Source organism: Streptomyces sp. S3(2020) (assembly GCF_013044505.1).
In the GTDB taxonomy this organism is placed as follows: Bacteria; Actinomycetota; Actinomycetes; order Streptomycetales; family Streptomycetaceae; genus Streptomyces.
On the sequence record NZ_JABERD010000023.1, the window covers coordinates 1 to 20,148 of the forward strand.

Consider the following 20,148-nt stretch of genomic DNA (forward strand, 5'->3'; position numbering starts at 1 on the left):
CACGAGATGCGGCTGATCCGCCGCGAGACACTCATCCGCGACACGCCCCTGCACCTCCCCCCCCACCCCACCTTCCCCCTCCGCCACGCCACGCGGCCGGGCTTGCGACCGCGGCCCCGCGGGGGCCCCCGCTCCCGGGGGCGCTGGTCGGCGTCCGGGCGGAGGGAGCGGGTCGCGACCGCGGTCGCCGCGCGCGACGCGGCCCACGGCAGCGTGGTCTGGTGGGGCCGCCCCCGGCCGAGGACCCGTGGCTCGCCCGTTCCGCCGGTACCCGACCCGGGCCTGCTCACCGGTCGACCGCGCGGGCGCCGAACCCACCGGCCGACTTCCACCGCATCTGCCCCACCCGGATGCGCCGCAGGCCCCTCGTGGCGCATTCTTGCTGTGTCGCCCAGGGGCGGCGCAAGGACGAGGCAGGCCGATGACTGGGAGCGGCGAGGACACGCACCGGACGCCGGGACGGCTGGCCGCGCTGCTGATCGACGCCTCGACGGAGGCGATCGGCGCGGGCGGTGGTCACGCCGGCGGCGTCTACCTGCGCTCGAACACGTCCGGAATGCTGCGCCTCGCCGTGCTCGCCGGACTCCCGGGGCCGTTGTTCCGGCCGTGGTGGCGGCTGCACGCCGACCGCCCTTTCCCCGTCGCCGACGCCTACCGGCTCGGGGTGCAGGTCGTGCTGCCGAACGCCACGGAGACCATGCGCCGCTACCCCCAGTTCGCGGCGGGTCTGCCGTTCCAGTTCGGGTCGCTGTACGTACCGGTCGTGGGGCCGTCCACGACCTTCGGCGTGCTCACCGTGCTGCGGCCTTCCGCCGCCGACGCCACCGAGGTGCTCACCGAGCGGGAGCGCGTGGCGGGGGTGGCGGAGGATCTGGCCCGGCGTCTGGAGGAGCTGCGGGACACCGACCCGGTCGCCTGGGACGGTGAGCCGTTGTGCGTGCGGCCGCCGACCGCGCATCCGTCGGCGGGACGGCTCGGACGGTTCGCCTGGGATCCGGCGACCGGTGTGGTGACCGCGGACGCGCATCTGCATGCCCTGCTGGGCGTGGCGCCCACGGAGTTCGGCGGCACGGTCGAGGCGCTGGCCCGGGCCGTGGCCCCCGACGACACCCAGCGTGTGCTCGCCGCACTGCGGGAGGCCGCCGCGAGCACGCCGTCGCTGCCGCTGTACGTGCGGTCCGCGGACGGCGGGCTGCGGCTCATGGAGTTCTGGACCCCCGAGACCGCGCAGGGCGCGTCCGGCGCACGGCCCGTCCGGGGTTTCGTCCTCGATCCCGGGCCCGGTTCGGCGGCCGACGCCGCCGCCGATCTGCTGCCGGAGGGTGTGTTCTGCCTGGACCGGCTGGGGCTGGTCGCCTACGCGAATCCCCGTGCCGCCCAGCTGCTGCACCGGCCGCGTGACGTGCTCCTGGGCCGCCCGCTGTGGGACGGCGTGCCCTGGCTGGCCCAGCCCGACTTCGAGGACCATCTGCGCAGCGCCCTGCTGTCCCCCGAGCCGGTGCATCTGCATGTGCGGCGGCCGCCCGACCTGGACGCCGCCTACGAGGGCGACTGGCTCGCGTTGTCGGTCTACCCCGGCCCGGACGTGCTGACCTGCACGGTTCAGCCGACGAGCCGGGTGCCGGACTCCGCCGAGGTGACCGAGGCCGGTACCTCGTCCCTGGCGCCGCTGTACCGCCCGATCGTGCTGGCGATCGCGCTGACCGAGGCGGTCACCGCCCGTCAGGTGTCGGCCGTGGTGATGAAGGAGCTGCTGCCCGTGTTCGGGGGGCGCCGGCTGGCGATCTACCTGCTCCAGGACCGGCATCTGTACCTGGCGTGGGAGTCCGGATTCCCGCCGGGGTTCCTCGCCCCGTTCGACGGGGTGGGCCTCGACGCGCATCTGCCCGGCGTCGAGACGCTCACCACCGGCAAGCCGCTGTTCTTCGACTCGATGCAGCAACTCACCGACGCCTACCCGGGCATCGCGCTGGACGCGACGGAGGGCGCCCGCGCATTCCTGCCGCTGATCGCCTCCGGGCGCCCGGTCGGCTCCTGCATCCTGGGTTTCGACCGCCCCCGCGCCTTCAGCGGCGAGGAGCGCTCGGTCCTCACCGCGCTGGCCGGGCTGATCGCCCACGCCATGGACAAGGCACGGCGCTACGAGAGCGAGGCGGCGCTCGCCCGTGGTCTCCAACAGGCCCTGCTGCCGCGTCGGCTGACGGAGCATCCGCTGGTGGAGACGGCGGGCCGCTATCTGCCCGGCACCCAGGGCATGGAGGTGGGCGGGGACTGGTACGACGTCGTCGAGGCGGGCGACGGTCTGGCCCTGGTCATCGGGGACGTCCAGGGACACGGGGTGCAGGCCGCCGCGACGATGGGTCAACTCCGCAGCGCGGTGCGGGCGTTCGCGCTCGGCGACCGGCCGCCCGACGAGGTGATGAGCGGCACCAACCATCTCCTCATCGACCTCGACCCCGGCCAGTTCGCCAGCTGCTGCTACATCCGGCTGGACCCGGTCACCGGGCTGGCCCGGGTGGCCCGCGCGGGCCACCCACCGCCCCTCCTGCGCAACCCCGACGGCAGCACCCGGGTCCTCGACGTGCCCGGCGGCGTCGTGCTCGGTGTGGACCCGGGCGCCCGTTACCCGGTCACGGAGTTGCGGATCGAGCCGGGTGCCGTGCTGGCGCTCTACACCGACGGTCTGGTCGAGCGGCCGGGCATCGACATCGACGACGGCATCAGCGCGCTGCGCGTGGCCCTCGCCCGGGCCGGAGCCCCCACGGCACGTCTGGCGGGGGTGGCCGACTGGCTCACCGCGGCGGCCCGGCACGCCGCCGACCGGCCCGACGACATCGCGCTGTTGCTCGCCACCCGCCGGCGGCAGCGGTGAGGCGCCGTACCTGTTCTGTCACGGTGTGTGACGCCCCTCGCCTCCTGGGGCCGTGCAGTGTAGACATGGCACATGGCCCGACTCTCGCAGCGTGACGCCGGCCGGTCGCGGCGCGGGCGAGTCGCCGAAGTCCGGTCCGCGTTGGGCGGACGCAGCGTCGCCGGACAGGTGTTCGTATCGCAGGTCGTGATCGTCCTGCTGCTCGTCGTGGCCGCGGTGGTGGCGCTGGTGCTGCAGGTGCGGCACGACAGCACGACCGAGGCCCGCAACCGTTCGGTCGCCGTCGCCGAGGCGTTCGCCAACGCGCCGGGCACCGTCGAGGCCCTCGGCTCGCCCGATCCCACGGCGGTCCTCCAGCCGCGGGCCGAGGCGGCGCGCAAGGCGACCGGCGTGGACTTCATCGTGGTCCTCGACACCGACGGGACCCGCTACACGCATCCCAAGCCGGACCGCATCGGGAAGAAGTTCGTCGGCACGCTGGCGCCCGCGCTGGCGGGGCAGGTCGTGACGGAGGAGATCGACGGGACCATCGGCCGGCTGGTGCAGGCCGTCGTCCCCGTCAAGGCGCCCGACGGGAAGGTCGTGGGCCTGGTGTCGGCCGGCATCACCACGGAGCACGTGGGCGGTACCGCGGACGAGCAGATGCCGCTCCTGCTGGGCGCCGCGGCGGGCGGTCTGGCCCTGGCCACGGCGGGCACGGCACTGGTCAGCAGGCGGCTGCGGCGCCAGACGCACGGTCTGGGGCCGCACGAGATGACCAAGATGTACGAGCATCACGACGCCGTGCTGCACGCCGTGCGCGAGGGCGTGCTCATCGTGAGCGGCGAGGGTGTACTGCTGCTCGCCAACGACGAGGCCGAGCGGCTGCTCCATCTGCCCGCCGACGCCGAGGGCCGGCACGTCCGCGAACTCGGCCTTCCGGCGGACACCGCCGACCTGCTGTCGTCCGGGCGGGTCGCCACGGACGAGGTGCACCTGGTCGGCGACCGGCTGCTGGCCGTCAACCAGCGGCTCACGGACCTGGAGGGCGGCCCGGCCGGCAGTGTGGCGACCCTGCGCGACTCGACGGAGCTGCGGGCCCTGTCCGGCCGGGCCGAGACGGCACGGGAGCGCCTGAACATGCTGTACGACGCCGGGGTGGGCATCGGCACCAGCCTAGACGTGACCCGGACCGCCGAGGAACTGGCCGAGCTGGCCGTGCCCCGGTTCGCGGACTTCGTCACCGTGGACCTCTTCGACGCCGTACTGAGCGGCGGGCAGCCCGATTCGGGCACCGATCTGCGCCGCACGGCGTTCAGCGGGATCCGCAAGGACGCGCCGCTCCACTCGGTGGGCGACCGGATGCGGCTGGTTCCGTCCTCCCCGCAGATCCGCGCGCTGCACTCCGGGCAGGCGGTCCTCGAAACGCGCCTGGCCGAGTCCCCGGGCTGGCGGGCCCAGGATCTCGAACGCACCGCGCAGGTCCTCGAGTTCGGCATCCACTCGCTGATCACGGTGCCGTTGCGCGCAGGCGCCCTGGTCCTGGGTGTGGTCAACTTCTGGCGCTCGGAGAAGCCCGCGCCCTTCGACACCGACGAACTCGCCCTGGCGGAGGAGCTGGTGGCCCGGGCCGCGGTCTCCATCGACAACGCCCGGCGCTACACCCGCGAGCACACCATGGCGGTGACGCTGCAACGCAGCCTGCTGCCGCGCAACCTGCCCGAGCAGAACGCCCTCGACATCGCCTACCGCTACCTTCCCGCGCAGGCGGGTGTGGGCGGCGACTGGTTCGACGTCCTGCCGCTGTCCGGTGCCCGGGTCGCGCTCATCGTCGGAGACGTCGTCGGCCACGGACTGCACGCGGCGGCGACGATGGGCCGGCTGCGCACCGCGGTCCACAACTTCTCCGCCCTCGACCTCCCGCCGGACGAACTGCTGGTCCTGCTGGACGAACTCGTCGGCCGCATCGACCAGGACGAGACCCAGGACGGCGAGAGCGCCCCGGTCACCGGGGCGACCTGTCTGTACGCCGTCTACGACCCGGTCTCCCGGCGCTGTACCGTCGCCCGCGCCGGCCATCCGCCGCCCGCGCTGATCCACCCCGACGGCAGCGTGGAGTTCCCGGACGTGCCCGCCGGTCCCCCGCTCGGTCTTGGCGGCCTGCCGTTCGAGACGGCCGACCTCGAACTGGCCGAGGGCAGCCGCCTGGTGCTCTACACGGACGGGCTGGTCGAGGACCGGGAGCGGGACATCGACGTGGGCCTCGAACTCCTGCGGGCCGCGCTGGAGAGGGCCGGTGACTCGCCCGAGGACACCTGCCGTACGGTGCTCGACTCCCGGCTCACCTCCCGGGCGGGCGACGACATCGCCCTGATCGTGGCGCGCACCCGGGCGCTCGGCGCGGACCGGGTCGCCGAGTGGGACGTGCCGTCCGATCCGGCGGCCGTCGCACGGGTGCGTGCCGATGTGACCCGGCAGCTGTCCCGATGGGGGCTTCAGGAGCTGGAGTTCGCCACCGAGCTGATCCTGAGCGAGCTGGTGACCAACGCGATCCGGTACGGCGGTGAGCCCATCCGCGTCCGGGTGCTGCGCGACCGCAGCCTGATCTGCGAGGTCTTCGACAGCAGCAGCACCTCGCCGCATCTGCGCTACGCGGCGATGACGGACGAGGGCGGCCGCGGTCTGTTCCTCGTCGCGCAGCTCGCCGAGCGCTGGGGCACGCGGTACACGCCCGAGGGCAAGGTCATCTGGGCGGAGCAGCCGCTGCCGTAGGCGGCGACTTGTTCATAGGTACGAACCTTTGACGCGACGGGTGTTCATTGTGACGCGCCTCTGATAGTAAACCTTCCTATCAGTTCACGTACGGCCAACTCCCCACCCCCCACCTCCTTTTGGAGCCGCCGTGAAACACATGTCCCGCCGCGCCCTGCTCACCCTGATCGGCGCGTCCGCCGTCACCGTCCCCCTGCTCACCTCCGAGGCCACCGCGGTCTGCGCCGCCGCGACCGGACTCGACGACCCGGCGAAGAAGGAGATCGCCATGCAGCTGGTGTCGAGCGCGGAGAACTCCTCGCTCGACTGGAAGGCCCAGTACCAGTACATCGAGGACATCGGCGACGGCCGCGGCTACACCGCCGGCATCATCGGCTTCTGCTCCGGCACCGGCGACATGCTCGACCTCGTCGAGCTCTACGCCGACCGCCGCCCCGGCAACGTCCTCGCCCCCTACCTGCCGGCGCTGCGCCGGGTCGACGGCACGGACTCGCACGCCGGACTCGACCCGAACTTCCCCCGGGACTGGCGCCGGGCCGCCCAGGACCAGGCGTTCCGGCAGGCGCAGAACGACGAGCGCGACCGCGTGTACTTCGACCCCGCCGTGCGCCAGGGCAAGGCCGACGGGCTGCGCGTGCTGGGCCAGTTCGCCTACTACGACGCCATCGTCATGCACGGCGACGGCACCGACCCGACCAGCTTCCGCAACATCCGGGGGCGTGCCCTGAACCGGGCCCGTCCCCCGGCCCAGGGCGGCAACGAGGTGACCTACCTGAACGCCTTCCTCGACGCGCGGGTGTGGGCCATGAAGCAGGAGGAGGCCCACAGCGACACCAGCCGCGTCGACACCGCCCAGCGGGTCTTCCTGCGCGCGGGCAACCTCGACCTGAACCCGCCTCTGGACTGGAAGGTGTACGGGGACAGCTACCACATCGGCTGACCGTCCCCGGGCACCGCGGACCTGGTCACGGACGCTGACCGATGCGGTCCACGACGCCCAGTTCCTGCCGGGCGCGCAGCTCGTGGTACCAGTCGCGATGCTTGAACTTCCCGTCGACCACGTCCGCGGTGCTCCCCTTCAGACGCAGCCCCAGGTACGTGTAGTCGGTCACGTCGAAGATGAACGCGAAGTCGAGGCCCGGGTAGGAGACGGCCACTCCTTTGCGGCCGAGGCCGTCCACCGCCTCCCGGTCGATCCGGATGCGGTGGATCCGCGCGATCGCCTCGAACGTGGCCGCCTCCAGTCCGGGCGGCATGATCCGAGGGACCGCGAAGAACTGGACGGCGCCGCCGAACGCCACACGGTCGATGTCCTCCTGCCTCATCGGCACCTCGTGGACCTCGTCCGATCCCACCGTCGCATTCGCCAACTTGTCGTCGGTGCTCAACCCCATCCGCAGCCTGTCCAGGAGCTTGTCCGGGTCTGTCGGCCACTTCGCCAGCTCGGCGTACTCGGTCGGCGGCCACATCACCTGGTGCTTGCCCAGCGGCGGATCGTTGTGGATCTTGCCGTACTCCTGTCGCCTGGAGGGCTTGGAGCCGTCCACGGACGTCCAGCTCTCGTCCGTCCAGGTCCTGCGCTTCCCGCCCTTCACATAGGTCCGGGTGATGAACATCTTGGTGTACACGTACTGGTCGTCGCGCGGAACCGGCGTCCCGGCACTGTCGGCACGCGATCGCGCCGCGGCCTTGTGCAGCAGCTCGGCCGCGCTCAGCGTCGCCATCCGCGGGGCGTCCGTGCCCCCGCCGTCGTCGTGCCGGGCCGCGACGACCACGCCGCCCGCGACCGCCGCCGTGGCGGTCCCGACCACCGCGACCCTGAGCATCAGCCGCCGTGACAGCGCGCCCGGACGTCCCTCCTGGATGATGGCGCGCCGCAGTCGGACCCGGGCGGCGCCCCGGGCGTCGTCGGTGAGCGGGGCCACGTCGGCCTCGAACTCGCGTACCACGGTGAGGTCATCCACGATCGGTCTCCTCGTTCTGCTCGTGAAGGGCTGTGGGGTCGACCCCGCCCAGTGCGTCGCGCAGCCTGGTCCGCGCCCTGTTGAGCCGTGAGCGCACCGTGCCCACGGGGATACCGAGGGCCTCCGCGGCCTCGGCGTAGTCCAGATCGCCCCAGGCGATCACCAGCAGCACGTCCCGGTAGCGCGCGGGCAACTTCGCCAGCGCGCCTGCCAGTTGGGCGCGGGAGTGCTCGGCACCGACCCTCGCCACGACCCGGTCGGCCAGCGCCTCGCCGCCGTCGCCGGTCCCCGTCGAGGCGACACGCGAGAAGGCCCTCAGCCGCCGCGCCTCGGCACGTCGGTGCTGGCCGACGAGATTGGTGACGATCCCGTACAGCCACGGACGGGCCTGCGGCCGCGACAGGTCGTAGCGGCGGCGCTGCTGGAAGGCGACGACGAAGGTCTCGGCCATCAGGTCGTCGGCGGCCTCGACACCGAGCCGTCGTGCCACGTAGCGGTGGATGTCGTCGGCGTAGCGGTGGAAGAGGATCTCGAAGGCATCGGGCTCCTCCCAGGACCGCTCGACGACCGAGGCGTCGCAGAGGGCGTCCTCCTGGGAGGCGGCCTCCGGGCGGTCCCGGACGCGCGGATCGCTTGTCGATTGCATGCGGTTCCCTCGAAGTCATGGGCATGGTCGACTGCTGTTGGCCGATGGCCGCGATCGGGTTCCCGTCCGGCATGAGAGAGTGCTCGCACAGCCCGCCGAGGTCATAAAGTAGCCTTATGAGCTCATAGATCGGACCCGCGTACCAGCTTAGGCTTGCCTTAGTTTAGGCTTCCCGACGAGATCGCTTTGTCGCCACTCGAAGGGAACCTGATCATGCCCCGCCCCCTGCGGGTAGCCATCGTCGGCGCCGGCCCGGCCGGCATCTACGCCGCCGACGCTCTGCTCAAGTCCGACGTGGCCACCGAGCCCGGTGTGTCCATCGACATCTTCGAGCGGATGCCCGCCCCGTTCGGGCTGATCCGGTACGGCGTCGCTCCCGACCACCCCCGCATCAAGGGCATCATCAAGGCCCTCCACCAGGTCCTCGACAAGCCGCAGGTCCGTCTCTTCGGCAACGTGGACTACGGCACCGACATCCACCTCGACGACCTGCGCGCGTTCTACGACGGTGTGATCTTCTCGACCGGCGCCATGGCGGACCGCGAGATGAAGATCCCCGGTGTCGAGCTCGACGGCTCCTACGGCGCCGCCGACTTCGCCTCCTGGTACGACGGCCACCCGGACGTCCCGCGTACCTGGCCGCTCAAGGCCGAGAAGGTCGCGGTCCTGGGCGTGGGCAATGTGGCGCTCGACATCTCCCGCATCCTCGCGAAGACGGCGGACGAGCTGCTGCCGACGGAGATCCCGCCGAACGTCTACGAGGGCCTCAAGGCGAACAAGGCCGTCGAGATCCACGTCTTCGGCCGCCGTGGCCCGGCGCAGGCGAAGTTCAGCCCGATGGAGCTGCGCGAGCTGGACCACTCCCCCAACATCGAGGTCATCGTCAACCCCGAGGACATCGACTACGACGACGGCTCGATCGCCGAGCGGCGGGGCAACAAGCAGGTCGACATGGTCGCCAAGACCCTGGAGAACTGGGCCATCCGCGACATCGGCGACCGTCCGCACAAGCTCTTCCTGCACTTCTTCGAGTCCCCGACGGAGATACTCGGCGAGGACGGCCAGGTCGTCGGTCTGCGCACCGAGCGCACCGAGCTGGACGGCACCGGCAACGTCAAGGGCACCGGCCAGTTCACCGACTGGGACGTGAACGCGGTCTACCGCGCGGTCGGTTACCTCTCCGACAAGCTCCCCAAGCTGCCCTGGGACATCGGCTCGGGCACCGTCCCGGACGAGGGCGGCCGCGTGATCCAGGAGAGCGGCGCGCACCTTCAGTCCGTGTACGTCACCGGCTGGATCCGGCGCGGTCCGGTGGGCCTCATCGGCCACACCAAGGGCGACGCCAACGAGACCGTGGCGAACCTGCTGGACGACTTCGCGAACAGCCGACTTCAGACGCCGGCCTCCCCCGAGCCGGAGGCCGTGGAGGCGTTCCTCGCCGAGCGCGAGCTCCGGGTCACCACCTGGGAGGGCTGGTACAAGCTGGACGCCGCCGAGAAGGCACTGGGCGAGCCGCAGGGCCGCGAGCGCGTGAAGCTCGTCGAGCGCGAGGACATGCTCAAGGCAAGCGGCGCGTAAGCGAGTTCGGCCGTACGACGTGGCGGGCGGGACCGGGGGTGCACCCCTGGCCCCGCCCGCCACGCGTTTCCGTGCTCGACGGCGACGACGGTGACGACGATCTTCCCGACCTGCGAGCCCGCCTCCATGCGGCGGCGCGGACCCCGAAGTCGTTCCTGCCGACCGCCGGGTTCTCATGGCACCGCACGATGCCGGTCGGTACTTCAGCGCCCGTCAGAGACGGTCGAGTTCTCCCGTCGTACGTCCGAGGCAGGCCACGTGCCCCCCGAAGTCCGGAACGTCGATCTCCTGGAAGCCGAGGCGGTCGTAGAAGGCGCGGGCCGGGACGTTGGCCGTCGCCATCACCAGATGCACGGCCGGCACCCCGCGGTCCCGCAGCGCCCGCAGGAAGGTCCGCATCAACTCGCGGCCGTGACCGCGGCCTTGGTGATCGGGGAGCAGGTCGATGTGCAAGTGGGCGGGATGGCCGGCGAGTTCGGGGACGACCATGCGCTCGGGGTGGTGCAGCAACGGGATCATCACCTCGTCCGGGGTGGTGGGCGGGCCGCTGGTTTCCGGATAGCGGTCGGCGACCAGCGGGAGCCACTTCGCGCGGAAGTCGTCGGCGAAGCGGACGGTGTCGGCGGTGCCGAGGATGTAACCGACCGCCTGCCCCCGCCCGTCGTCCAGCACGAACGTGAGGTCCGGCTCCAGTTCCGCGTAGGGGGTCGCGAAGATCACCGGGAGGATTCCGGGGTCCGCATACACGGGACGGCTGTCGAGGCCGTTGTGCGCGGTGCGGATGCAGATGTCCTCGAGGGCGGCCCGGTCCTCGGGACGGTACGGGCGAATCACGGCTGACGAAGTCATCGCAGCATCCTGCAGAGTTGGGAGCGCTCCCACAACCCCGTGGACAGAAGATCACCTGTTAGCGTCCTGCGGTGTTCTCCCTCCATGAGCCTGCCCTCTTCACCCGTCTGCGTGCCGCGCGACGGGTGCTCGTCGCCGGTGCGGGCGGCGGTTTCGACATCTACGCGGGTCTTCCGCTGGCCCTCGCGCTGAGGTCGGCCGGAAAGGAAGTGCACCTGGCCAACCTGTCGTTCGCGGATCTGTACGGCCTCGACCTGGACGTGTGGCTGGGCGAGGACGTCGCGGCCGTGCGCCCCGACACCGCCGCCCGCGGCGACTACTTCCCCGAGCGCGCCCTCGCCCGGTGGCTGGATCTCCAGGGCCTGCCCGCGACGGTGTACGCCTTCCCGCGCTCCGGCGTACAGCCGTTGCGGGCCGCGTACCGCACACTCCTCGACCATCTGGGCCCGGTGGACGCGATCGTGCTGGTGGACGGCGGGACCGACATCCTCCTGCGCGGCGACGAGCACGGGCTCGGCACCCCGGAGGAGGACATGGCGAGCCTGGCCGCGGTGGCGGGGCTGGCGGAGATACCCGAACGACTGGTGGCCTGCCTCGGGTTCGGGGTGGACGCCTACCACGGGGTCAACCACTCCCTGGTCCTGGAGAACCTGGCCGCGCTGGACCGCGAGGGCGGCTACCTGGGCGCGTTCTCGCTGCCGCACGCGAGCCGCGAAGGCGCCCTCTATCTCGACGCGGTGGCCCACGCCCAGGAGTGCACCCCGGAGTATCCGAGCATCGTCAACGGCTCCGTCGCGGCGGCCGTGCGCGGCGATTTCGGAGACGTCCGCTTCACCGCACGGACCCGGAACAGCGAGCTGTTCATCAATCCGCTCATGGCCCTGTACTTCTGCGTGGACGCCCCGACCCTCGCCCGCCGCAACCTCTACCTGGACCGGCTGGAGGACACCGCGCTGATGCGCCAGATCAGTTCCGTCATCGCGGAGTTCCGTGACGAACTGCCACGACAGCGGCCGCCACGCGCGTATCCGCACTGAAGGTCACGTTTCGGGGAATCAGCCGTGATCGCACAGCAAGGCTGTATACGCTCCAGGTTCTTCTTCACCGAACCTTCACAAGGGGGGCCTTGTCATGGGTATACGCCTTGCTGCCACGACCGCAGCCGCCGCGGGCACACTGATCGCGCTCACGGCCGTACCGGCCCAGGCCGCCGAGTACACGTCCGCGCTGAAGATCCGCGGGGTCCAGTACGACGCGCCCGGCAGCGACTCCAACAACTGCGCCACCGGGAACACCCGCGAGGAGTATGTGACCGTCAAGAACTACTCCTCGACCAAGACCGTGAACCTGAAGGGTTACGTCGTCGAGGACGCGGTCGGCAACTTCTTCGAGTTCACCGCGAACCACTACCTCCAGCCCGGTGACTACGTGAAGCTCCGCGGCGGCAACGGCAGCGACTCCGACGCCAAGAACGTCGTCTACCGCGACAACTGCAACTTCATCTGGAACAACGACAAGGACACGATCTACCTCTACAAGCCGTCCGGCAGCCGGGCCGACGTCCACTCCTACACCAAGAGCGGCTCCGACCCGGACCGGAACGGTTACATCAAGTTCCACAGCTGAGCTCAGAGAGCGCGCCCCAGGAGATCCAGCAGTGCCGTCCAGTGGCGGTCCGTCGCCTCGGCGCTGTACATCGCCGTGTCGGCCTGGGTGAAGCCGTGGTGGGCGCCGGGGTAGACCTCGGCGCGGTGGCGGACGCCGGCTGTGGTGAGGGTCTTGTCGAGGCGGGCTGTCTGGTCGGCGGGGTTGGTGGAGTCCTGGTCCGCGTGGCCGAAGTAGAGCTCGGCGGTGATGCGGTCGGCGAGGAGGTGGGGGCTGTCGGGGGCGTCGGTGGCCAGGAAGGCGCCGTGGAAGCCGGCCGCCGCGGCGACGCGGTCGGGGTGGGTGCCCGCGGTGCGCAGGGCAAGCCCCGCGCCCATGCAGTAGCCGGTCACTCCCGCCTTGCCGTCGGTGGTCAGCGGGGAGGCGGCGAGCCAGTCCAGATAGACGGCCGCGTCCCGCATGGCCCCCTCGGGGGTGAGACTGAGGGCGGCCGGGCGCAGGCTCGCGATGATCTCCGGGCGTTCCGCCGGGTTGATGAAGTCGGGCAGCTCCACCAGGGGCGCCCGGCCGGAACGGTAGAAGACGTTGGGGACGAGGACGGTGTAGCCCGCCGAGGCGAGGCGGTCCGCCATGCCCTTCAGGTGCGGGCGCAGCCCGAAGGCGTCCATGTAGAGCAGGACCGCGGGGTGCGGGACGCCGTCGTCCGGGTGGGCGAGATAGGCGTCGGCGGTGCCGTCCTGCGTGGGGATGTCGATCATCGTGCTCATACGGCGGCGCTCCCCGACTCGACGAGTTCCTTGACCCGGGCGGCCGGGACCGGCACCCCGGGGCTCGCGAAGAACCACCGCTGCGCCTCCTCCGGGCTCAGCCCCTCGGGCCGCTCCCCCATGTACGGCTGGACGTAGGCGGGGCTGCCGGGCCTGAGGCGTCCGCTGTCGGCGAGGCCGCCGATGTCCACCGCGTCGTAGCCGAGCACGTCGAGGAGGGCGACCACGTCGGCCTTGGCCCCGGCGTGGTCACCGGCGACCGGCAGGGCGCTGCGGTCGGCGGCGCCGGCGGGACGGGCGAGGGTGACCAGGTGGTGGAAGTCGATGGTGGCGAAGGTCTTCACCACCCGGGAGCCGGCCAGGTGCCGCTGCACCAGCGAGCTGGAGGTCAGTTCGCCCGAGTCGATCGCGGCGATGTCTCCGTCGCGCTGCGGGTGATGGACCATCGCGTCGATCACGGTCCGGCCGGCGAGCTCGGCGGTGGAGAGCGTTTCGTAGGCCTTCAGCGGTACGGCGGCCACCACCAGGTCGGCCCGGGCGGCCTCCGCGGGCGTCGCCGCGCGGGCGTGCGGACCGAGTTCGGCGACGAGGTCGGCGAGGGTCCCGGGGCCGCGGGAGTTGCTCAGGACGACGTCCAGTCCGGCGGCCACGGCGATCCGGGCGATGGCGCCGCCGATCATTCCGCTGCCTATGAGTCCGAGGGTCTGGGGCACGGGGTCACGCCTCCACGGTTCTTGATGTCCAATGTGGAACTGAGTGTCACGCTAGCCATCGAGTTTCACTCTTGCAAGTGAGAGTCGGGTTGGCGGTACGATCACGGGGTGACCGGAGCAGCGCGTACGAACACCAGAGACATCGCCCGGGCCGCCGTACGGGCCGAACTGGCCCAGGTGGCCTTCGAGTTGTTCCGTCGCGAGGGGTTCGACAAGGTCACCCTCGACGATCTGGCGACGGCCGCCGGGGTGTCGCGCAGCACCTTCCTGCGCTACTTCGGCACCAAGGAGGACGCCGTCCTGGGCGCCTTCGAGGGCCACGACCGCCGGGTCGCCGACGCGCTGCGGGCCCGGCCCGCGGACGAGGACGAGTGGTCGGCGCTACGGGGTGCGATGGACACCGTCATCGAGCGGTACCACGAGGACCCGGAGGGCTCGCTGGCCACGACCCGGCTGGTCCGGGAGACCCCGGCCCTGTGCGCCCGGCATCTGGAGAAGCAGCACAGCTGGCGGCCCGCGCTGGTCGAGGCGCTGGCCGAGCGGTCCGGCAGCGAGGGGCACCCGGCACTGGGTCAGACGGTGCGGGCGGCCGCGGCGATCGACTGCCTCCAGGTCGCCCTCGACCACTGGACGGCCTCCGACGGCCGGCTCGACCTCGTCACCCTCCTCGACGAGGCCTTCGCCGCGCTCGCACCACGCTGAACGACGGTCACGGTCGCACCCACCCGGAAGCGCGGGGAACCGCCGAACAGCCGCTGCCGACACCCACCCAGGGGCGCGGGGAACCGCGCGACCAGCCCCCACGCACCCGCACCCGACAACACACCCACCCCGCCGACACCACCGGCCACCACCACTCGACACCCAAGCGGCGTCACCAACGCCCGCACCCACCCGTCGTGGCCAACCACCGCCGCCCGCCCACCCGTTCACTCACCCGCCGTGCCAGTGGTACCGGCGTTCGGGCCGCCCCGCGTGGCCGTAGCGCAGGGACACCACTGCCCGGCCCGTGACGGCGAGGTGTTCGAGGTAGCGGCGCGCGCTGACCCGGGAGATGCCGACCCGTTCCGCGCACTCCGCGGCGGACAGGTGTCCCTCGACCGCGCGCAGCGCACGCTCGACCAGCTCGGAGGTCTCCACGCTCATGCCCTTCGGCAGCGTGGGCGCCACCGTCGGCGCGGCGACCCGGCCCAGCGCCCGGTCCACCTCGGCCTGTCCGCTCACCGTCCCGACGCACAGGTCGCCGCGGCGGGCGCTGTAGCGTTCCAGCCGGTCCTTGAGCTCCTCGGCGTCGAAGGGTTTCAGCAGGTAGTCCACGACCCCCTGGCGTACGGCACGGCGTACCGCCTCCGACTCGCGGGCGGCACTGATCACCATCACGTCGCAGTCGTGTCCGGCGGACCGCAGCCGGGGGACGACGTCCAGGCCGAACATGTCGGGCAGATAGAGGTCGAGCAGCACCAGGTCGGGCTCCAGCTCGGCGACGGCGGTGAGGGCCTGTTCCCCGCAGTTCGCCGTGCCGACGACACGGAAGCCCTCGACGCTGTCGACGAATCCGCGGTGGATGCGCGCCACCATGAAGTCGTCCTCGACCACGAGTACGTCGATCACCGGACCTCCTCCGTCTCCCGCTCGGCCGGCCGGCCCACGGACATCCGCGCCGTGAACACCGCGCCCGTCTCTGTGTTGGTCACCGACACCTCGCCGGCCCTGCGGGTACAGACAAGCCGGGTCAGGGCCAGGCCTATCCCCCGGTCGCCGCCCCGCGCGGCCTTCGTGGTGAAGCCGTGGGTGAAGACCTCCTGGGCGAGCTCGGGAGCCACTCCGGGGCCCGAGTCACGGACCACGATCTCCACGCAGGAGGCGTCCTGGCTGAGCTCGACCTCCACCCAGGCGCCTTCGGCACGTTCCGAGGCCGCCGCCGCGTCGAGGGCGTTGTCGACGAGATTGCCGAGCACGGTGGCCACGTCCGCGGAGTCCATCGGCTCCAGCCGGTCCAGGGCCGTGCGTTCGGAGATCCGCAGCCGCACGCGGCGCTCCGCGGCCAGCGCGGACTTGGCCATCAGCAGCGCGGCGACGGCCCGGTCCCGGACCCTGCTGGTGAGGGTCAGATCGAGCGAGTCGCGGTGCTTGCGCAGGGCGCGGACATACCGTACGACCTCGTCGTGCTCGCCGATCTGGATGAGCCCGGAAATGGTGTGCAGCTGGTTGGAGAACTCGTGCGCCTGGGCCCGCAGCAGCTCGGTGCTGCTGCGGAAGGACCCCAACTCCCTTTCCATCCGCGCCAGTTCGGTGCGGTCGCGCAGGGTCGTCACCGAGCCGAGGCGCCGGCCGTCCTTGGTGACCTCCATGCGGTTCATCACCAGCACCCGGCCGCGGCGCACGACCACCTCGTCACGCTGCCCGGCGCCGCGCTCACCGCCGGTCCCGGCCAGGACGTCGTACAGCCTGCCCTCGATCCCCAGGTCGGCCAGGCTCATCCCGACGCAGGTCTCGGGCAGGTCCAGCAGGGCGCGGCCGACCTCGTTGACCAGCGTGAGCCGCTGCCGCGGGTCGAGGGCGATCACGCCCTCGGCGAGCCCGAACAGCATGGCCTCGCGGTGCTCGGCGAGGCCGGCGATCTCCCGTGGTTCGAGGCCGAGGGTCTGTCGTTTGATGCGGCGGGCCAGCAGCCAGGACCCGGCCACGCCGAGCACGCTCGCGATGCCGAGGTAGGCGAGCAGGTAGGAGGAAGCACCGCTCAGGCGCTGCCAGACCGACGGTGAGGCCCGTCCGATCATGACCGTGCCGATGTGCTCGCCGACATGGTCGTCGTGCTCGGCGAGCACCGGTGCCTGGGCCACGAGTTCCCGGCCGCCGGCCACCGGAAGCTCCCCCGACCAGCCGCGGGCCCGCGCGACGTTCGTCCCCTCGACCGGGAGCCGGGTGCCGATCAGGGTGGGGTTGGTGGCGGCGACGATCCTGCCGTCCGCGTCGGCGACGGTGACCGAGGTGACGTTCGACCGGGTCCGCGTGGTCTGGAGCAGCGGCGCCAGCACTTCACCGGGCGCGGGCAGGACGAGCTGGGTGCGCAGCAGGGGGTTGCCGGCCATCTCCTCGGCGAGGGCGGTGACCCGGCGGCCCTCGACCCGGTCGAACGTGGCCTTGGACTGCGCCAGCGAGACGGCGGCCACTGCTACCAGCACGATCACCACGATGGCGAGCTGCAGTACCAGCAGCTCACCGGCGAGCGTGGGGCGACGCGATCTCACGACCACAATGAACTCAACCTTCAATGCCCACACAAGGCAGACGGACTGTCCGGGAATTCGCACAATCATGGCGCCGGACCAGCCCGAGCGAAAGAGATGAGCCATGAGAACTCGCAGAGCCGCACTTCTCGGCGCTCTTGCCACCGTGTCGATGATCGCCGTGAGCGCCTGCGGTGCCACCGCCGAGAAGGAGGACTCGGGCAGCGGTGGCTCGAAGACGGCCACCGGTCTGCGCCTGATGGTGCCCAACACCCCGGGCAGCGGGTACGACGTGACCGCCCGGACCGTCGCCCAGGTGATGCAGGACTCCGAGGTGGCGTCCGGGGTCCAGGTGTACAACCTGCCCGGCGCGGGCGGCACCGTGGGGCTCCAGCGACTGGTCAACGAGAAGGGCAACGGCAAGCTGGCCATGCAGATGGGCCTGGGTGTCGTGGGTGCCGCGTACACCTCGAAGTCGAAGGCGACGCTCACCGACACCACGCCGCTCGCCAAGCTGATCGAGGAGGCCGGCGCGATCGTCGTGTCGAAGGACTCCCCGTACAAGACGATCGGCGACCTCGTCACGGCGTGGAAGAAGAACCCCAAGAAGGTCGCCGTGGGCGGCGGTTCGTCCCCGGGCGGTCCTGACCACCTGCTGCCGATGCAGCTGGCGAAGGCCGTCGGCATCGAGCCGAAGGACGTCAACTACGTCTCCTACGACGGCGGCGGCGAGCTGCTGCCCGCGATCCTCGGCAACAAGATCGCCTTCGGTGCCAGCGGGTTCGGCGAGTTCCTCGACCAGATCGAGGCCGGGCAGGTGCGGGTCCTGGCGGTCACCAGCGAGGAGCCGATCGCGGCGGTGAAGGACGCGCCGACCCTCAAGGGCTCCGGGATCGACCTGGTCTTCACCAACTGGCGTGGTTTCGTGGCCCCTCCGGGGATCACCGACGCGCAGAAGGCGTCCTGGATCGACGCGCTGAGCACGATGCACGAGTCGAAGGAGTGGCAGGCCGAGCTGACCAAGCGCGGCTGGACCGACGCCTTCGTCACCGGTGACGAGTTCGGCACCTATCTGAAGGACCAGGACAAGTCCGTCGCCGATCTGCTGGCAGAGCTCGGGCTGGCATGAGCTCCCAGGTGACGGACGACGGACGGTCCGTGGCGGACGCCCGTCCGGCCCGGGACGGGGACCGCGCACAGTACGGCGTGTGCGCGTTCCTCGCCCTGCTGGGCACCGCGGTGATCGTGGACGGGCTCGGGATCCCGCACCTCACCAGCAGCACCGACCCGGTCGGACCGCGCGCGGTGCCGGTGATCCTGGGCGTGCTGCTCCTGGTGGCCGCGGCGGTGTACGCGGTCGACGTGGCCCGCGGCGGCCGCGGTGAGCCGGAGGCCGGGGAGGACGTCGACCTGTCCCAGGGCGGCGACTGGCGCACGGTGCTGCTGCTGATCGCCGCGTTCGTGGTGAACGCGGTGCTGATCGAGCGGCTCGGCTGGGTGATCAGCGGCGCGCTGCTGTTCTGGGGGACGGCCTTCGCGCTGGGCAACCGGCACTACGTACGCAGTCTGCTGATCGCGGTGACGCTGTCCCTCACCACGTTCTACGCCTTCGCGATCGGGCTCGGTGTCAACCTCCCGGCCGGTGTGCTGCAAGGGATCCTGTAGATGGACAACCTCGACAACCTCATGCAGGGCTTCGCGGACGTCGTCGCCCCGATGAACCTGCTGCTGGCCCTCATCGGCGTCGTCATCGGCACCGCGGTGGGCGTGCTGCCGGGCATCGGCCCGGCGATGACGGTGGCCCTGCTGCTGCCGGTCACCTACGGCATGGAGCCGGTGCAGGCGTTCATCATATTCGCCGGCATCTTCTACGGCGGGATGTACGGCGGCTCGACCACCTCGATCCTGCTGAACACCCCCGGGGAGTCGTCCTCGGTGGTGACGGCCATCGAGGGCAACAAGATGGCCAAGTCGGGCCGGGCCGCTCAGGCGCTCGCGACCGCCGCGATCGGTTCGTTCGTGGCGGGCACCATCGGCACCCTGCTGCTGGTCCTGGTCACCCCGTTCGTGGTCGACTTCGCGGTCGGCCTGGGCGCGCCGGACTACTTCGCGCTGATGCTGCTGTCGTTCATCGCGGTCACCTCCGTGCTGGGCGCCTCCCGGATCCGGGGTCTGATCTCGCTGCTGCTGGGTCTGACGATCGGCCTGGTCGGCATCGACGCGGTCTCCGGACAGCAGCGGCTCACCCTGGGCATCCCGCAGCTCGCGGACGGCATCGACGTGGTCGTCGTCGCGGTCGGCATCTTCGCCGTCGGCGAGGCGATGTGGGTGGCCGCGCATCTGCGGCGCAGGCCCGCCGAGATCATCCCGGTCGGCACACCGTGGATGGGGAGGAAGGACTTCAAGCGGTCGTGGAAGCCCTGGCTGCGGGGCACGGCGCTCGGCTTCCCGTTCGGCGCGCTGCCGGCCGGCGGCGCGGAGATCCCGACCTTCCTGTCGTACGCGACGGAGAAGCGGCTGACCAGACACCCCGAGGAGTTCGGCAAGGGCGCCATCGAGGGGGTGGCCGGTCCGGAGGCCGCGAACAACGCCTCCGCCGCCGGCACCCTGGTCCCGATGCTGGCCATCGGCCTGCCGACGAACGCCACCGCCGCCGTCATGCTCGCGGCCTTCCAGTCGTACGGCATCCAGCCGGGGCCCCTGCTGTTCGAGCGGGAGGCGAGCCTGGTGTGGGTGCTGATCGCCAGCCTCTTCATCGGCAACCTGCTGCTGCTCCTGCTCAACCTGCCGCTGGCGCCCGCCTGGGCGAAGCTGCTGCGGATACCGCGCCCGTATCTGTACGCCGGGATCCTGTTCTTCGCGTCGATGGGCGCGTACGCCGTCAACGCCCAGCCCCTGGATCTGTTCCTGCTGCTGTTCCTCGGCCTCCTCGGCTTCGGGATGCGGCGGTTCGGACTGCCGGTGCTGCCGCTCATCGTCGGCGTCATCCTCGGCCCGCGGGCCGAACTGCAGGGGCGGCGTTCCCTGCAACTGTCCGGGGGTGAACTGTCGGGGCTGGTGGGCGGGCCGGTCTCCTACGCCGTCTACACCACGATCGTCCTGGTGCTCGTCTGGCCGCTGGTCCGGCGGTTCCTCGTCCGTCCCCTGCGTGAGCGAAGTGCCTGAGAGGAAGA

The 20,148-nt window shown here is 71.4% G+C and carries 17 protein-coding genes; 10 read left to right on the forward strand and 7 right to left on the reverse strand.

What is annotated here, in order from left to right:
* Positions 1-421 precede the first annotated feature (421 nt).
* From HLK59_RS10500 to HLK59_RS10510, 3 genes are all read left to right on the forward strand, one after another.
* A complete protein-coding gene (locus HLK59_RS10500; protein WP_171141063.1) occupies positions 422-2,872 on the forward strand; it encodes a SpoIIE family protein phosphatase in 2,451 nt (816 codons plus the stop codon).
* Positions 2,873-2,944: 72 nt separating this feature from the next.
* Positions 2,945-5,623 carry a SpoIIE family protein phosphatase/ATP-binding protein gene (locus tag HLK59_RS10505; RefSeq protein WP_171141064.1) on the forward strand — a complete coding sequence of 893 codons (2,679 nt, stop codon included), beginning with the start codon at positions 2,945-2,947 and terminating at the stop codon, positions 5,621-5,623.
* Positions 5,624-5,762: 139 nt separating this feature from the next.
* A complete protein-coding gene (locus HLK59_RS10510; protein WP_171141126.1) occupies positions 5,763-6,563 on the forward strand; it encodes a chitosanase in 801 nt (266 codons plus the stop codon).
* Between the two features lie 25 nt (positions 6,564-6,588).
* Here the strand turns inward: HLK59_RS10510 and HLK59_RS10515 are convergent, their stop codons facing one another.
* Together HLK59_RS10515 and HLK59_RS10520 are read right to left on the reverse strand one after the other, a co-directional pair.
* The gene (locus tag HLK59_RS10515) at positions 6,589-7,587 is read right to left on the reverse strand and encodes a CU044_5270 family protein (protein WP_171141065.1); all 999 of its coding nucleotides are present in this window, start codon (positions 7,585-7,587) and stop codon (positions 6,589-6,591) included.
* Entirely contained in the window at positions 7,580-8,233 is a 654-nt protein-coding gene (locus tag HLK59_RS10520) for a sigma-70 family RNA polymerase sigma factor (protein WP_171141066.1), read from the reverse strand. Before HLK59_RS10520 ends, HLK59_RS10515 begins: the two co-directional genes overlap by 8 nt.
* 213 nt (positions 8,234-8,446) lie before the next feature.
* Here HLK59_RS10520 and HLK59_RS10525 point away from each other — a divergent pair, with 213 nt between their 5' ends.
* The gene (locus tag HLK59_RS10525) at positions 8,447-9,811 is read left to right on the forward strand and encodes an FAD-dependent oxidoreductase (RefSeq protein WP_171141067.1); all 1,365 of its coding nucleotides are present in this window, start codon (positions 8,447-8,449) and stop codon (positions 9,809-9,811) included.
* Positions 9,812-10,024: 213 nt separating this feature from the next.
* Here HLK59_RS10525 and HLK59_RS10530 read toward each other — a convergent pair whose 3' ends face one another.
* Positions 10,025-10,660, reverse strand: a complete 636-nt coding sequence (locus tag HLK59_RS10530) for a GNAT family N-acetyltransferase (protein WP_171141068.1) — start codon at positions 10,658-10,660, stop codon at positions 10,025-10,027.
* Between the two features lie 71 nt (positions 10,661-10,731).
* Here HLK59_RS10530 and HLK59_RS10535 point away from each other — a divergent pair, with 71 nt between their 5' ends.
* Positions 10,732-11,697 carry a DUF1152 domain-containing protein gene (locus HLK59_RS10535; protein WP_171141069.1) on the forward strand — a complete coding sequence of 322 codons (966 nt, stop codon included), beginning with the start codon at positions 10,732-10,734 and terminating at the stop codon, positions 11,695-11,697.
* Positions 11,698-11,791: 94 nt separating this feature from the next.
* Positions 11,792-12,286, forward strand: a complete 495-nt coding sequence (locus HLK59_RS10540; protein WP_171141070.1) for a lamin tail domain-containing protein — start codon at positions 11,792-11,794, stop codon at positions 12,284-12,286.
* 2 nt (positions 12,287-12,288) lie between these two features.
* On the opposite strand, the gene HLK59_RS10545 is transcribed toward HLK59_RS10540, so the two are convergent.
* Positions 12,289-13,032 (reverse strand): dienelactone hydrolase family protein, encoded by a 744-nt coding sequence (locus tag HLK59_RS10545; protein ID WP_171141071.1) that lies wholly within the window; start codon positions 13,030-13,032, stop codon positions 12,289-12,291.
* On the reverse strand, positions 13,029-13,745 hold the full coding sequence (locus HLK59_RS10550) for an NAD(P)-binding domain-containing protein (RefSeq protein WP_171141072.1): 717 nt from the start codon (positions 13,743-13,745) through the stop codon (positions 13,029-13,031). Before HLK59_RS10550 ends, HLK59_RS10545 begins: the two co-directional genes overlap by 4 nt.
* Positions 13,746-13,853: 108 nt before the next feature.
* Here HLK59_RS10550 and HLK59_RS10555 point away from each other — a divergent pair, with 108 nt between their 5' ends.
* Positions 13,854-14,447 (forward strand): TetR family transcriptional regulator, encoded by a 594-nt coding sequence (locus HLK59_RS10555; RefSeq protein ID WP_346779695.1) that lies wholly within the window; start codon positions 13,854-13,856, stop codon positions 14,445-14,447.
* A 231-nt stretch (positions 14,448-14,678) separates the two neighbouring features.
* On the opposite strand, the gene HLK59_RS10560 is transcribed toward HLK59_RS10555, so the two are convergent.
* Positions 14,679-15,356 carry a response regulator gene (locus HLK59_RS10560; RefSeq protein WP_171141073.1) on the reverse strand — a complete coding sequence of 226 codons (678 nt, stop codon included), beginning with the start codon at positions 15,354-15,356 and terminating at the stop codon, positions 14,679-14,681.
* Positions 15,353-17,002, reverse strand: coding sequence for an ATP-binding protein (locus tag HLK59_RS10565; protein WP_346779696.1), 1,650 nt, complete (start codon positions 17,000-17,002; stop codon positions 15,353-15,355). The genes HLK59_RS10560 and HLK59_RS10565 overlap by 4 nt, the downstream gene beginning before the upstream one ends.
* 97 nt (positions 17,003-17,099) lie before the next feature.
* On the opposite strand from HLK59_RS10565, the gene HLK59_RS10570 reads away from it, so the two are divergent.
* The 3 genes from HLK59_RS10570 to HLK59_RS10580 are packed head-to-tail and all read left to right on the forward strand — an operon-like array spanning position 17,100 to position 20,140.
* Entirely contained in the window at positions 17,100-18,104 is a 1,005-nt protein-coding gene (locus HLK59_RS10570) for a tripartite tricarboxylate transporter substrate-binding protein (RefSeq protein WP_171141075.1), read from the forward strand.
* On the forward strand, positions 18,101-18,640 hold the full coding sequence (locus tag HLK59_RS10575; RefSeq protein ID WP_171141076.1) for a tripartite tricarboxylate transporter TctB family protein: 540 nt from the start codon (positions 18,101-18,103) through the stop codon (positions 18,638-18,640). The genes HLK59_RS10570 and HLK59_RS10575 overlap by 4 nt, the downstream gene beginning before the upstream one ends.
* On the forward strand, positions 18,641-20,140 hold the full coding sequence (locus HLK59_RS10580) for a tripartite tricarboxylate transporter permease (RefSeq protein ID WP_171141077.1): 1,500 nt from the start codon (positions 18,641-18,643) through the stop codon (positions 20,138-20,140). It begins immediately after the preceding gene.
* Positions 20,141-20,148: the final 8 nt, after the last annotated feature.

Bases quoted from the DNA above. Each gene is read 5' to 3' on its own strand.
- HLK59_RS10525 (WP_171141067.1), top strand. From the start codon at position 8,447: ATGCCCCGCCCCCTGCGGGTAGCCATCGTCGGCGCCGGCCCGGCCGGC.
- HLK59_RS10570 (WP_171141075.1), top strand. From the start codon at position 17,100: ATGAGAACTCGCAGAGCCGCACTTCTCGGCGCTCTTGCCACCGTGTCG.
- HLK59_RS10530 (WP_171141068.1), bottom strand. From the start codon at position 10,660: ATGACTTCGTCAGCCGTGATTCGCCCGTACCGTCCCGAGGACCGGGCC.
- HLK59_RS10580 (WP_171141077.1), top strand. From the start codon at position 18,641: ATGGACAACCTCGACAACCTCATGCAGGGCTTCGCGGACGTCGTCGCC.
- HLK59_RS10545 (WP_171141071.1), bottom strand. From the start codon at position 13,032: ATGAGCACGATGATCGACATCCCCACGCAGGACGGCACCGCCGACGCC.
- HLK59_RS10505 (WP_171141064.1), top strand. From the start codon at position 2,945: ATGGCCCGACTCTCGCAGCGTGACGCCGGCCGGTCGCGGCGCGGGCGA.
- HLK59_RS10510 (WP_171141126.1), top strand. From the start codon at position 5,763: ATGTCCCGCCGCGCCCTGCTCACCCTGATCGGCGCGTCCGCCGTCACC.
- HLK59_RS10500 (WP_171141063.1), top strand. From the start codon at position 422: ATGACTGGGAGCGGCGAGGACACGCACCGGACGCCGGGACGGCTGGCC.
- HLK59_RS10520 (WP_171141066.1), bottom strand. From the start codon at position 8,233: ATGCAATCGACAAGCGATCCGCGCGTCCGGGACCGCCCGGAGGCCGCC.
- HLK59_RS10575 (WP_171141076.1), top strand. From the start codon at position 18,101: ATGAGCTCCCAGGTGACGGACGACGGACGGTCCGTGGCGGACGCCCGT.
- HLK59_RS10540 (WP_171141070.1), top strand. From the start codon at position 11,792: ATGGGTATACGCCTTGCTGCCACGACCGCAGCCGCCGCGGGCACACTG.